Origin of the sequence: Paraburkholderia sp. BL10I2N1, assembly GCF_004361815.1 — a bacterium.
Classification (GTDB): Bacteria; Pseudomonadota; Gammaproteobacteria; order Burkholderiales; family Burkholderiaceae; genus Paraburkholderia.
The window spans coordinates 4,607,228-4,621,027 of the sequence record NZ_SNWA01000001.1 but is presented as its reverse complement, the minus strand read 5'-3'; the positions used below and the strand labels follow the sequence as shown (position 1 = coordinate 4,621,027).

At 60.8% G+C, this 13,800-nt stretch carries 12 protein-coding genes; all 12 read left to right on the top strand.

Annotated elements, in window-relative coordinates; genetic code table 11:
* Positions 1-8: 8 nt before the first annotated feature.
* The 12 genes from B0G77_RS21535 (at position 9) to B0G77_RS21480 (ending at position 13,779) form a co-directional block, all read left to right on the top strand.
* Positions 9-1,262: an NADH-quinone oxidoreductase subunit D gene (locus tag B0G77_RS21535; RefSeq protein ID WP_133663920.1), complete on the top strand. Its 1,254-nt coding sequence runs from the start codon at positions 9-11 to the stop codon at positions 1,260-1,262.
* A gap of 124 nt (positions 1,263-1,386) precedes the next feature.
* The gene (gene nuoE, locus B0G77_RS21530) at positions 1,387-1,872 is read left to right on the top strand and encodes an NADH-quinone oxidoreductase subunit NuoE (protein ID WP_133663919.1); all 486 of its coding nucleotides are present in this window, start codon (positions 1,387-1,389) and stop codon (positions 1,870-1,872) included.
* Positions 1,869-3,197, top strand: a complete 1,329-nt coding sequence (nuoF, locus tag B0G77_RS21525; protein WP_133663918.1) for an NADH-quinone oxidoreductase subunit NuoF — start codon at positions 1,869-1,871, stop codon at positions 3,195-3,197. Before nuoE ends, nuoF begins: the two co-directional genes overlap by 4 nt.
* Positions 3,198-3,334: 137 nt before the next feature.
* Complete coding sequence (gene nuoG / locus B0G77_RS21520) at positions 3,335-5,668, top strand: NADH-quinone oxidoreductase subunit NuoG (protein ID WP_133663917.1); 2,334 nt, start codon at positions 3,335-3,337, stop codon at positions 5,666-5,668.
* Complete coding sequence (gene nuoH / locus B0G77_RS21515) at positions 5,669-6,733, top strand: NADH-quinone oxidoreductase subunit NuoH (RefSeq protein ID WP_133663916.1); 1,065 nt, start codon at positions 5,669-5,671, stop codon at positions 6,731-6,733.
* Between the two features lie 15 nt (positions 6,734-6,748).
* Entirely contained in the window at positions 6,749-7,237 is a 489-nt protein-coding gene (gene nuoI / locus B0G77_RS21510; protein WP_063495298.1) for an NADH-quinone oxidoreductase subunit NuoI, read from the top strand.
* Positions 7,238-7,398: 161 nt separating this feature from the next.
* Positions 7,399-8,085: an NADH-quinone oxidoreductase subunit J gene (locus B0G77_RS21505; protein ID WP_133663915.1), complete on the top strand. Its 687-nt coding sequence runs from the start codon at positions 7,399-7,401 to the stop codon at positions 8,083-8,085.
* 20 nt (positions 8,086-8,105) lie between these two features.
* A complete protein-coding gene (gene nuoK / locus B0G77_RS21500; RefSeq protein ID WP_006052894.1) occupies positions 8,106-8,411 on the top strand; it encodes an NADH-quinone oxidoreductase subunit NuoK in 306 nt (101 codons plus the stop codon).
* A gap of 17 nt (positions 8,412-8,428) precedes the next feature.
* A complete protein-coding gene (nuoL, locus tag B0G77_RS21495; protein ID WP_133663914.1) occupies positions 8,429-10,480 on the top strand; it encodes an NADH-quinone oxidoreductase subunit L in 2,052 nt (683 codons plus the stop codon).
* 14 nt (positions 10,481-10,494) lie between these two features.
* The gene (locus B0G77_RS21490; protein WP_133663913.1) at positions 10,495-11,985 is read left to right on the top strand and encodes an NADH-quinone oxidoreductase subunit M; all 1,491 of its coding nucleotides are present in this window, start codon (positions 10,495-10,497) and stop codon (positions 11,983-11,985) included.
* A 25-nt stretch (positions 11,986-12,010) separates the two neighbouring features.
* Positions 12,011-13,483: an NADH-quinone oxidoreductase subunit NuoN gene (gene nuoN / locus B0G77_RS21485; protein WP_133663912.1), complete on the top strand. Its 1,473-nt coding sequence runs from the start codon at positions 12,011-12,013 to the stop codon at positions 13,481-13,483.
* Positions 13,483-13,779 carry a DUF2818 family protein gene (locus tag B0G77_RS21480; RefSeq protein WP_133663911.1) on the top strand — a complete coding sequence of 99 codons (297 nt, stop codon included), beginning with the start codon at positions 13,483-13,485 and terminating at the stop codon, positions 13,777-13,779. Before nuoN ends, B0G77_RS21480 begins: the two co-directional genes overlap by 1 nt.
* Positions 13,780-13,800 lie beyond the last annotated feature (21 nt).

Below are 13,800 nucleotides of genomic sequence, written 5' to 3'. Positions count from 1 at the left end.
AGAACGCCATGGCAGAGATCAAGAACTACACGCTGAACTTCGGCCCGCAGCACCCGGCAGCGCACGGTGTGCTGCGCCTCGTGCTCGAACTCGACGGCGAAGTGATCCAGCGCGCCGACCCGCACATCGGCCTCCTGCATCGCGCGACCGAAAAGCTCGCCGAAACCAAGACCTTCATTCAATCCGTGCCGTACATGGACCGTCTCGATTACGTGTCGATGATGGTGAACGAGCACGGCTACGTGATGGCGATCGAAAAGCTGCTCGGCATCGATGTGCCGGTGCGCGCGCAGTACATCCGCGTGATGTTCGACGAAATCACGCGCGTGCTGAACCACCTGATGTGGATCGGCGCGCACGCGCTCGACGTCGGCGCGATGGCGGTGTTTCTGTATGCGTTCCGCGAGCGCGAAGACCTGATGGACGTGTATGAAGCGGTGTCCGGTGCACGGATGCACGCTGCGTACTACCGTCCGGGTGGTGTCTACCGCGATCTGCCTGACGCAATGCCGCAATACAAGGCGTCGAAGATTCGCAATGCGAAGGCGCTGTCGAAGATGAACGAGAACCGTCAAGGTTCGCTGCTCGACTTCATCGAAGACTTCTTCAACCGTTTCCCGCACTGCGTCGACGAGTACGAGACGCTGCTTACTGACAACCGGATCTGGAAGCAGCGCCTGGTGGGTATCGGTGTCGTTAGCCCGGAGCGCGCCCTGCAGATGGGTCTCACGGGCGCGATGCTGCGCGGTTCGGGCATCGAGTGGGATCTGCGCAAGAAGCAGCCGTACGAAGTGTATGACAAGCTCGATTTCGACATTCCGGTTGGCGTGAATGGCGACTGCTACGACCGTTATCTGGTGCGCGTCGAAGAAATGCGTCAGTCCACGCGCATCGTGAAACAGTGTATTGACTGGCTCCGCAAGAATCAGGGCCCCGTGATGATCGACAATCACAAGGTGGCGCCGCCATCGCGTGTCGGCATGAAGTCGAACATGGAAGACTTGATTCACCACTTCAAGCTCTTCACCGAGGGCTTTCACGTGCCGGAAGGCGAGGCATATGCCGCGGTCGAGCATCCGAAGGGCGAGTTCGGCATCTACCTGATTTCGGATGGTGCGAACAAGCCGTATCGCCTGAAGATCCGCGCGCCGGGCTACGCACACCTGTCCGCGCTCGATGAGATGGCGCGCGGTCACATGATCGCCGACGCCGTGACGATCATCGGTACGCAGGACATCGTGTTCGGCGAAGTGGATCGCTAAAGACGATATTCGGAGCGGCGCGCGCAGTCTGTCGCGCGTCAAGCAAGGGAACGCCGGGTCTGTCGCAGTATGGTGTGAGCGGCAGGGTTTCGTTCGGTAGGAATTGAAAGAGTCGTGTCTGAAAATGATCTCAGCTGAAGGCCTGAAAGAAATCGATCGTGCGATCGCGAAGTATCCCGCCGATCAAAAGCAGTCCGCCGTGATGTCGGCGTTGGCCACCGCTCAGGAAGAGCACGGCTGGCTGTCGCCCGAAGTCATGCAGTTCGTCGCGGACTATCTCGGCATGCCGGCGGTTGCCGTGCAGGAGGTTGCGACCTTCTACACGATGTACAACACGTCGCCGGTCGGCAAGTACAAGATCACGCTCTGCACCAACCTGCCGTGCCAGCTCGGCCCGGACGGCGGTTCGGATAGCGCCGCCGAATACCTGAAACAGAAACTCGGCATCGACTTCAACGAAACGACGCACGACGGCAAGTTCACCCTGAAAGAAGGTGAGTGCATGGGTTCGTGTGGCGATGCGCCGGTGTTGCTCGTGAACAACCACCGCATGTGCAGCTTCATGAGCCGCGAGAAGATCGACCAGCTGCTCGAGGAACTTTCGAAATGACGTCTTTACACGATCGTCACATCAAACCGCTGATTCTCGCCGGCCTGAACGGCGACAACTGGCATCTCGAAGACTATGTGGCGCGCGGCGGTTACGCCCAGCTGCGCCGTATTCTGGAAGAAAAGATTCCGCCCGAGCAGGTGATCGCCGACGTGAAAGCGTCGGGTCTGCGTGGCCGCGGCGGTGCAGGCTTTCCGACCGGTCTGAAGTGGAGCTTCATGCCGCGTCAGTTCCCGGGGCAGAAATACCTCGTCTGCAATTCGGATGAAGGCGAGCCGGGCACGTTCAAGGACCGCGACATCCTGCGCTGGAATCCGCATTCGTTGATCGAAGGCATGGCGATCGGCGCGTATGCGATGGGTATCGCGGTCGGCTACAACTATATCCACGGCGAAATCTGGGAAGTCTACAAACGCTTCGAAGAAGCGTTGGATGAAGCGCGTCGTGCCGGGTTCCTTGGTGAGAACATCATGGGCTCGGGTTTTTCGTTCCAACTGCACGCGCACCACGGTTACGGCGCCTACATCTGCGGCGAAGAAACCGCGTTGCTCGAATCGCTCGAAGGCAAGAAAGGCCAGCCGCGTTTCAAGCCGCCGTTCCCCGCGAGCTTCGGCGCATTCGGCAAGCCGACGACGATCAACAACACGGAGACGTTCGCAGCCGTGCCGTTCCTGCTCGCAGTCGGCCCGCAGAACTACCTCGAGATGGGCAAGCCGAACAATGGCGGCACGAAAATCTTCTCGATCTCCGGCGACATCGAACGTCCGGGCAACTATGAAGTTCCGCTCGGCACGCCGTTTGCGACGCTGATGGATCTCGCCGGCGGGATGCGCGGCGGCAAGAAGATCAAGGCCGTGATTCCGGGTGGCTCGTCGGCGCCGGTCATTCCGGGCGACATTATGATGCAGACCGATCTCGACTACGATTCGATCGCGAAGGCCGGTTCGATGCTCGGCTCGGGCGCGGTGATCGTGATGGACGAGACGCGCTGCATGGTGCGCTCACTGCTGCGTTTGTCGTACTTCTACTACGAAGAATCATGCGGTCAGTGCACGCCTTGCCGCGAAGGCACGGGCTGGCTGTATCGCGTGGTGCATCGTATCGAGCACGGTCAGGGCCGCCAGGAAGACCTGGACCTGTTGAACTCGGTCGCTGAAAACATCATGGGCCGCACGATCTGCGCGCTCGGCGATGCAGCAGCGATGCCGGTGCGCGGCATGCTCAAGCACTACTGGGACGAGTTCGAGTATCACGTTGCACACAAGCACTGCCTCGTTGGCGGTCATGCGGGTGCGGCAACGGCATCGGAAACAGTGGCGGCCTGAACACAAGGCGCTTTTCAGAAGGCGCACTTAGGCACCAACCGCGGGGATTCATCGCTTCGACTCGTCGATCCGTTGACGGGTAGGCCGATGAACGGGCGAACGATTGAGCGGTAACAGGTTAAGGAAGATTGACCATCATGGTTGAACTTGAAATAGACGGCAAGACAGTTGAGGTGCCCGAAGGCAGCATGGTGATCCAGGCTGCGCATAAGGTCGATACTTACATTCCTCACTTCTGCTATCACAAGAAGCTGTCCATTGCGGCCAACTGCCGGATGTGTCTTGTCGACGTCGAGAAGATGCCGAAGGCCGTGCCAGCGTGTGCGACGCCGGTGTCGGCGGGCATGATCGTGCGCACGAAGTCCGAAAAGGCGGTAAAGGGACAGCAAGCCGTGATGGAGTTCCTGCTGATCAATCACCCGCTCGATTGTCCGATCTGCGACCAGGGCGGCGAATGCCAGTTGCAGGATCTCGCTGTCGGCTACGGCAAGTCGTCGTCGCGCTACAGCGAAGAAAAGCGCGTTGTGTTTCACAAGAACGTCGGCCCGCTGATCTCGATGGAAGAAATGACGCGCTGCATTCACTGCACGCGCTGCGTCCGTTTCGGCCAGGAAGTCGCCGGCGTGATGGAACTCGGCATGCTAGGCCGTGGCGAGCATTCGGAAATCACGTCGTTCGTCGGCAAGACGGTCGACTCCGAACTGTCCGGCAACATGATCGATCTGTGCCCGGTTGGCGCGCTCACCAGCAAGCCGTTCCGCTATAGCGCCCGTACGTGGGAGCTGTCGCGCCGCAAGTCGGTGAGCCCGCACGATTCCGTCGGCGCAAACCTCGTGGTGCAGGTAAAGAACAATCGCGTGATGCGCGCGCTGCCGTTCGAGAATGAAGCGATCAACGAATGCTGGATTTCGGACAAGGACCGCTTCTCGTATGAAGCTCTGAACAGCGCGGAGCGCCTCACGCAGCCGATGCTAAAGCAAGGCGGCAAGTGGGTTGAAACCGACTGGCAGACGGCGCTTGAATATGTCGTCAAGGGTCTGAAAGGCATCAAGGGCGACCACGGCGCGAACGCGCTGGCGGCGCTAGCAAGCCCCCATAGCACGGTCGAAGAACTGTTCCTGCTGAAGAAACTCGCGCAGGCGGTCGGCTCGCCGAACGTCGACTTCCGTTTGCGTCAGTCGGATTTCCAGGGGCCGGCCAATGGCACGCCGTGGCTCGGGACGAAGATCGCCGAACTGTCGAATGTCGATGCGGCGTTCGTGATCGGCTCGACGCTGCGTCGCGATCATCCGCTGCTGGCCGCGCGTCTGCGTCAGGCTGCAAAGGGCGGCGCGAAGCTAACCCTGCTGCAGGCGACGAACGACGATGCATTGATTCCGCAGGCTCAACGCGTAGTCGCGGCGCCGTCGGCATGGCTCGACGAACTGGCGGGCATCGCTGCCGCGGTTTCGGAAGCGCGTGGCGTGGCACTGCCGGAAGCTTTCGCAGGCACGGCGGCATCGGATACTCACAGGCAGGTTGCTGCATCGCTCGCAGCCGGTGCAGGCCGCCTCGTCCTGCTTGGCAACGGGGCTGTCCAGCATCCAGCGTTTGCCCAGATTCACGCAGCGGCGCAGTGGATCGCTGACGCGACCGGCGCGACGCTCGGTTTCCTGACCGAAGCGGCGAACACGGTGGGCGCGCATCTCGTCGGCGCATTGCCGGGAGAGGGCGGCCTGAATGCGCGCGAAGTGTTCGAGCAACCGCGCAAGGGCTATGTCCTCGTCAACCTCGAGCCGGAATTCGACACGGCGAACCCGGCGCAGGCGCTGGCCGCGCTGAAGCAGGCGGAAATGGTGGTCGTGATGTCGTCGTTCGTGACGGGCACCGACTACGCCGACGTCTTGCTGCCGATCGCTCCGTTTACGGAAACGGCCGGTACGTTCGTGAATGCCGAAGGTACGGTGCAGACGTTTAACGGCGTCGTGCGTCCGCTCGGCGAAACCCGTCCGGCGTGGAAGGTGTTGCGCGTGCTGGGCAGCCTCCTCGGCGTGCCCGGTTTCGAGTTCGACACGGCTGAAGAAGTGCGCGCGGCGGCACTCGGCGACGGCGACCTCACCTCGCGTCTGTCGAACAAAACGGGTGTGGCCATCGCGCGCGGTGCGGTAGCGAAGGCAGAGGACGGCAAGTTCGAACGCATCGCCGATGTACCCATCTACCACGCCGATCCGCTGGTGCGCCGCGCTGAGTCGCTGCATCTGACGGCAGCGGCGCGTGCAGCGAACTCGGCCGGTTTGCCGGCTGCGCTGTTCGACAAGCTGGGTCTGAAGGAAGGCGACGCGATCCGCGTGCGCCAGGGCGAACTGTCGGTGCAGCTGCCGGCCGTGCGCGATGCGAATCTTGCGGAGACGGTCGTCCGCGTATCGGCAGCCACGCCTGCCGGTGCAGCGCTCGGCAGCCTGTTCGGTGAACTGGTGGTGGAGAAGGCGTAAATGAGCTTGTTCGATACGATCAACTCGGGCGGCACCCAGATCCTCGGTGTGGCATGGCCCACGGTGTGGGCACTGATCCGCATCCTGGTAGTGGCCGTCGTGATCCTGCTGTGCGTGGCTTACCTGATCCTTTGGGAACGGAAGCTGATCGGCTGGATGCACGTGCGTCTCGGCCCGAACCGCGTCGGCCCCGCGGGTTTACTGCAGCCGATCGCCGACGTGCTGAAGCTGCTGCTCAAAGAAGTGATTCAGCCGACGCAGGCCAGCCGCTGGATCTACCTGATCGCACCGGTCATGGTGGTGGTGCCGGCCTTCGCGGTCTGGGCGGTGATCCCGTTCCAGGCGGGCGCGGTGCTCGGCGACATCAACGCCGGTCTGCTGTATGCGATCGCGATTTCGTCGGTTGGCGTGTACGGCGTGATTCTCGCCGGCTGGGCGTCGAACTCGAAGTACGCGTTTCTTGGCGCGATGCGCGCGGCGGCACAGATGGTGTCGTACGAAATCTCGATGGGTTTCGCACTCGTCGTCGTGCTGATGACCGCCGGCAGCCTGAACCTGTCGGATATCGTCACTTCGCAGGAGCGCGGCATTTTCGCCAGCTATGGCCTGACCTTCCTGTCGTGGAACTGGCTGCCGCTGTTGCCGATGTTCGCCGTCTACTTCATCTCCGGCATCGCTGAAACGAACCGCCACCCGTTCGACGTGGTGGAAGGGGAGTCGGAAATCGTCGCCGGCCACATGATCGATTACTCGGGTATGGCGTTCGCGCTGTTCTTCCTCGCCGAGTACATCAACATGATCGTGATCTCGGCGCTTGCAGCAACGTTTTTCCTCGGCGGCTGGAGCGCACCGTTCGGTTTCCTGTCGTTCGTGCCGGGCATCGTCTGGCTGGTAGCGAAGGTTTTCTTCCTGTTGTCGGTGTTCATCTGGGCGCGTGCGACGTTCCCGCGCTATCGCTATGACCAGATCATGCGTCTGGGCTGGAAGGTATTCATTCCGGTCTGCGTGGTATGGCTGGTGGTGGTCGGCTTCTGGATCATGTCGCCGTTGAACATCTGGAAATAAAGGGCGGATGAACCCATGACCGCAATCCAAAACTTCTTCAAGACCTTCTTCCTGACGGAACTGCTGAAGGGCCTCGCGCTGACCGGACGTTATGCGTTCCAGCGCAAGATCACTGTACAGTTCCCTGAAGAAAAGACGCCGATTTCGCCGCGTTTCCGCGGCCTGCACGCGCTGCGCCGCTACGAGAACGGCGAAGAGCGCTGCATCGCCTGCAAGCTGTGCGAAGCGGTGTGCCCGGCACTCGCGATCACGATCGAATCGGAAACACGCGCGGACAACACGCGCCGCACGACGCGCTACGACATCGACCTGACCAAGTGCATCTTCTGTGGTTTCTGCGAAGAAAGCTGCCCCGTCGATTCGATCGTCGAGACGCACATCCTCGAATATCACGGCGAAAAGCGCGGCGACCTGTATTTCACGAAGGACATGCTGCTGGCAGTGGGCGATCGCTACGAAGCTGAGATTGCTGCCAACAAGGCAGCGGATGCACCGTATCGTTGAAACGCCCGTAGTTCGACACTGTAGTTCGACGCTGCAACGGCCCGCAGTCGGGGCCGGGAGCTGAAGCCTTACCGCTTTGGCATCGTGCACCTGTGTGCTTGTGCCAGATGCACGTACCAAAGAACCATGCCTGACGATGGCCTAACGATGAACCGGTAATCATGGAATTCACGACCGTACTGTTCTACATCTTCGCGCTGCTCCTGACAGTGTCAGGACTGAAGGTGATCACCTCGCGCAACCCGGTGGCGTCCGCGCTGTTCCTGGTGCTCGCGTTCTTCAATGCGGCGGCCATCTGGATGCTGCTCGAGGCTGAATTCCTCGCGATCCTGCTCGTGCTGGTCTACGTCGGCGCCGTCATGGTGCTGTTCCTGTTCGTCGTGATGATGCTGGACATCAATCTCGACGTGCTGCGGCGCGACTTCAAACGCTTCGTGCCCATGGCGACCATCGTAGGCGCGATCATCGTGATCGAAACCGCGTTGATCCTCTGGCATGGCTACGGCGCGACGGTGCAGCCAGTACGAGACACGACCGTGGCAGGCGCAACGGCAGCAACCGCCGGCTGGTCGAACACCCGCCTGATCGGCAAGGTCATCTACACCGACTACATCTTCGCGTTCGAAGTCGCGGGCCTCGTGCTGCTGGTCGCGATCATCGCCGCGATTGCACTGACTACGCGTCATCAGAAGGACAGCAAGCGCCAGCGCGTGAGCGACCAGGTGAAGGTGCGCGCCTCGGATCGCGTGCGTGTCGTCAAGATGCCATCCGAGAAGACCGCTGCAACCGAAGCGGCCGAGGCTGCCGCCGCTGCGGCAGCCGATTCGGCGCCGGCCAAACAAGGCTGAGCGCACAAGGAGATAAAAACATGTTGACCCTTGCCCATTACCTCGTGCTCGGCGCGATCCTGTTCGCGATCAGTATCGTCGGCATTTTCCTGAACCGTCGCAACGTCATCATCATCCTGATGGCCATCGAACTGATGTTGCTGGCGGTGAATACGAATTTCGTCGCTTTCTCGCATTACCTGGGCGATGTGCACGGCCAGATCTTCGTGTTCTTCGTGCTGACCGTCGCCGCGGCGGAAGCAGCGATCGGCCTCGCCATTCTGGTGACCCTGTTCCGTAGCCTCGACACGATCAATGTCGAGGATCTCGATCAGCTCAAAGGTTAATTTCAGGCAAAGCTGTTATGTCAACGACACTCAATGAAAACCTGTTGCTGGCGGTCCCGCTTGCACCGCTGGCTGGCTCGCTGATTGCGGGGCTGTTCGGGAAAGCGGTAGGGCGCGCCGGGGCTCACTCGGTCACGATCCTCGGGGTCGCGATCTCGTTCATCCTGTCGGTCATCGTGTTTTTCGACGTCATGAACGGCGCGAGCTTTAACGGGACGGTCTACGAATGGCTGACCGTCGGCAATCTGAAGTTCGAAGTCGGCTTCCTCGTCGACTCGCTGACGGCGCTGATGATGGCCGTGGTGACGTTCGTGTCGCTGATGGTGCACATCTACACGATCGGCTATATGGCCGACGACGAGGGCTACCAGCGCTTCTTCTCGTATATCGCGCTCTTCACGTTCTCGATGCTGATGCTCGTGATGAGCAACAACTTCCTGCAGCTGTTCTTCGGCTGGGAAGCGGTGGGTCTGGTGTCGTACCTTCTGATCGGCTTCTACTTCACCCGTGAAAGCGCGATCTACGCCAACATGAAGGCGTTCATCGTGAACCGCGTGGGCGACTTCGGCTTCCTGCTCGGCATCGGTCTTCTGCTCGCGTACGCGGGTTCGATGAACTACGCCGACGTGTTCGCGAAGAGCCACGAACTCGCGGCGCTGAATTTCCCGGGCACGAGCTGGGGTCTACTGACCGTTGCCTGTATCTGCCTCTTCATTGGCGCAATGGGCAAGTCGGCCCAGTTCCCGCTGCACGTGTGGCTGCCGGACTCGATGGAAGGCCCGACGCCGATCTCTGCACTGATTCACGCGGCAACCATGGTGACGGCCGGTATCTTCATGGTCACGCGCATGTCGCCGCTGTTCGAACTGTCAGATACGGCGTTGTCGTTCGTGACGGTGATCGGGGCGATCACGGCGCTGTTCATGGGCTTCCTCGGGATCGTCCAGAACGACATCAAGCGCGTGGTTGCCTATTCGACGCTGTCGCAGCTCGGCTATATGACGGTTGCGCTCGGCGTGTCGGCTTATCCGGTCGCCATGTTCCACCTGATGACGCACGCGTTCTTCAAGGCGCTGCTGTTCCTCGGCGCGGGTTCGGTGATCATCGGCATGCACCACGATCAGGACATGCGCAACATGGGTGGCCTGCGCAAGTACATGCCGATTACGTGGATCACGTCGCTGATCGGTTCGCTGGCGCTGATCGGTACGCCGTTCTTCTCCGGCTTCTATTCGAAAGACTCGATCATCGATGCGGTGAAGCTTTCGCATCTGCCGGGATCGGGTTTCGCGTACTTCGCGGTGGTGGGGAGCGTATTCATCACTGCGCTGTACTCGTTCCGAATGTACTTCATGGTGTTCCACGGCGAAGAGCGTTTCCGCAACCCACCGGTCGGGAACGGCAATCACGGTGCGGAAGCTTCTGCGCATGGCGGGCACGATCACGGTCATGACGACCACGGCCATGCGCACGAACCGCACGAAACGCCGTGGGTGGTGTGGGTGCCGCTAGTCCTGCTGGCGATTCCGTCGGTGATCATCGGTGCGATCGCGGTTGGCCCGCTGCTGTTCGGCGACTTCTTCCAGCACGGCGTGGCGTTCGACAAGGTGATCTTCATCGCCGAAAACCATCCGGCGGTGCACGAGATGGCCGATGAGTTCCACGGGTGGGTCTCGATGGGTCTGCACTCGGTGTCGGGTCTACCGGTTTGGCTGGCGCTCGCGGGGGTTGTCGTGGCGTGGTTCATGTACCTGAAGCGTCCTGAACTGCCGGCGGTTGTGCGTCGCACGTTCTCGCCGATCTACACGCTGCTCGACAACAAGTACTACATGGACAAGATCAACGAAGTCGTGTTCGCGAAGGGCGCCGTGGCAATCGGCCGTGGCCTCTGGAAGGAAGGCGATGTTGTGGTCATCGACGGCATCGTCAACGGCAGCGCGCGCTTTATCGGCTGGTTTGCCAGTGTGATCCGTTTCCTCCAATCCGGTTACATCTATCACTACGCGTTCGCCATGATTATCGGCATGTTGGGGCTCCTGACCCTGTTTGTAACGCTCGGCGGCAAATAAGGCGAGGGACACTAATGCACGCTTATCCGATTCTCAGTATCGCGATCTGGCTGCCGATCCTGTTCGGCCTCCTGGTCCTTGCCATCGGCTCCGACAAGAACCCCGCGCCGGCGCGCTGGATCGCGCTGGTCGGCTCGGTACTCAGCTTCATCGTTACGATTCCGCTGATCACGCAGTTCGATTCCAGCACCGCAGACTTGCAGTTCGTCGAGCAGGCGAACTGGATCGAGCGCTTCAACATCACCTACCACCTGGGTATCGACGGCATCTCGATGTGGTTCGTCGTGCTGACCGCGTTGATTACGGTGATCGTCGTAATCGCCGGTTGGGAAGTGATCACGAAGCACGTGTCGCAGTATATGGCTTCGTTCCTGATCCTGTCGGGCATCATGGTCGGCGTGTTCAGCGCCGCCGACGGCATGCTGTTCTATGTGTTCTTCGAAGCAACGCTGATTCCGATGTACATCATCATCGGCGTGTGGGGTGGGGCGAACCGCGTGTATGCGGCGTTCAAGTTCTTCCTGTACACGCTGATGGGATCGCTCCTGATGCTGGTCGCGCTGCTGTACCTGTACACAGAGACGGGCACGTTCGACCTCGCCGCGTGGCAAACCGCCCAGATCGCCATGACGCCGCAGGTGTTGCTGTTTATCGCGTTCTTCCTTGCGTTCGCCGTGAAGGTGCCGATGTGGCCGGTTCACACCTGGTTGCCTGATGCGCACGTGGAAGCACCGACGGGCGGTTCGGTCGTGCTGGCCGCGATCATGCTGAAGCTCGGTGCGTACGGTTTCCTGCGTTTCTCGCTGCCGGTCACGCCGGACGCGAGCCACTTCCTCGCACCGGTCGTCATCACGCTGTCGCTGATCGCGGTGATCTACATCGGTCTCGTGGCGATGGTGCAGGCGGACATGAAGAAGCTGGTCGCGTATTCGTCGATCGCGCACATGGGCTTTGTGACGCTCGGCTTCTTCATCTTCAACCAGCTTGGCGCTGAAGGCGCGATCATCCAGATGATCTCGCACGGTTTCGTATCGGGCGCGATGTTCCTTTGCATCGGTGTGCTCTACGACCGTATGCACTCGCGGGAGATTGCTGACTACGGTGGCGTCGTCAACACGATGCCGAAGTTCGCCGCGCTCGTGATGCTGTTTGCGATGGCGAACTGCGGCCTGCCGGGTACGTCCGGTTTCGTCGGCGAGTTCATGGTGATTCTGGCAGCGGTGCAGTACAACTTCTGGATTGCGTTCGGCGCGGCGTTCACGCTGATCCTCGGCGCGGCCTACACGCTGTGGATGTACAAGCGCGTGTACTTCGGCGCGGTCGCGAACGATCACGTGAAGGGTCTGCTCGACGTCAACCGTCGCGAATTTGTGATGCTGGCTGTGCTGGCGGGCCTGACGCTGTACATGGGGCTGTTCCCGAAGCCTTTCACCGATGTGATGCACGTATCCGTGGAAAACCTCCTCTCCCACGTCGCGCAGTCCAAGCTGCCGTTGTCACAGTAATACAGAGCGGAGGAATCTCAAGATCATGCAAAACGCCCCTATCAATGCTCTGTTGCCCGACACGCTGCTGATGGCCGCAGTGGTCGTCGCGTGGCTCAACGACACGTTCGTCGGCCAGGCTGGCCGTCGCACGACGTATTACATCGCGGTCTTTTCGTCTCTGATCGCTGGCGTCTGGTTCGCCGTGAACGCGTTCGATCCGACGCCGCATTACTTCTTCTCGCGCATGTTCGTGGTGGATCCGTTCGCCAACGCGATGAAGGCGGTCGTGTCGCTGGGTTACGCGGTGACGATCGTCTATTCGCGCAAGTACATCGAGGATCGCGACCTGTTTCGCGGCGACTTCTTCCTGCTCGGGATGTTCTCGCTGCTGGGCCAGCTCGTGATGATCTCCGGCAACAACTTCCTGACGCTGTATCTGGGTCTGGAACTGATGTCGCTGTCCCTGTATGCGGTGATTGCGCTGCGCCGCGACGCCGCGCAGTCGAACGAAGCAGCGATGAAGTACTACGTGCTGGGCGCGCTCGCTTCCGGTTTCCTGTTGTACGGCATCTCGATGCTGTACGGCGCGACCGGTTCGCTTGAACTCGGCGAAGTGCTCAAGGCAGTGGCTTCGGGCCGTATCAACGATGTCGTGCTGCTGTTCGGCGTGATCTTCATCGTGGCGGGCGTGGCGTTCAAGATGGGCGCGGTGCCGTTCCACATGTGGGTGCCGGACGTCTATCAGGGCGCACCGACTGCGATGACGTTGCTCACGGGCGGTGGCCCGAAAGTTGCCGCATTCGCGTGGGGTCTGCGCTTCCTGGTGATGGGTCTGCTGCCGCTCGCTGTCGACTGGCAGGAAATGCTCGTGATCCTCGCTGCGCTGTCGATGATCGTCGGCAATATCACCGGTATCGTTCAGCGCAACATCAAGCGGATGCTCGCGTACTCGGCGATCTCGAACATGGGCTTCGTGCTGCTCGGCCTGCTGGCGGGTGTGGTTGACGGCAAGGCGGGCGGGGCGGCCAGCGCGTACGGCTCGGCAATGTTCTACAGCATCGTCTATCTCGTGACGACGCTGGGTACGTTCGGGGTCGTGATGCTGCTCGCACGCCGCGACTTCGAAGCTGAAACGATCGACGACTTCAAGGGCCTCAACCAGCGCAGCCCAGTGTTCGCGTTCGTGATGATGGTGATGATGTTCTCGCTCGCCGGCATCCCGCCGACGGTCGGCTTTTACGCGAAACTCGCTGTGCTGGAAGCAACGATGAACGCTGGCCTCACCTGGCTGACCGTGCTGGCCGTGGTGACGTCGCTGTTCGGCGCGTTCTACTACCTGCGTATCGTCAAGCTGATGTACTTCGACGCACCGCAAGACACCTCGCCGATCGCGGGCGATGTCTCCAAACGCGCGCTGCTCGCGCTGAACGGTGTCGCCGTGCTGGTGCTCGGCGTGGTTCCGGGTCCGCTGATGACGGTCTGTCTGCAGGCAATGCAGCACACGCTGCCGCTCTGATGTCGGCAGCAGGCTGGTTTATCGTGTTGTTGGCGCTCGCCGGCGCCAACGTGCCGTTCCTGAATCAGCGGTTCTTCGCCGTTGTGCCCATGAAGGCGGCGAAGAAAAGCGTGTGGCTGCGGCTCGCCGAGCTCATGGTGCTGTATTTCGTGGTCGGTGCGCTCGGCTTTATGCTCGAAGCACGCGCCGGTAACCGCTTCGACCAGGGCTGGCAGTTCTACGCGATCACGTTTAGTTTGTTCGTCGTGTTCGCCTTCCCAGGCTTCACCTGGCAGTATCTCGTCAAACGTCGCTGACGGCGCAAGCCGTCGCGCACC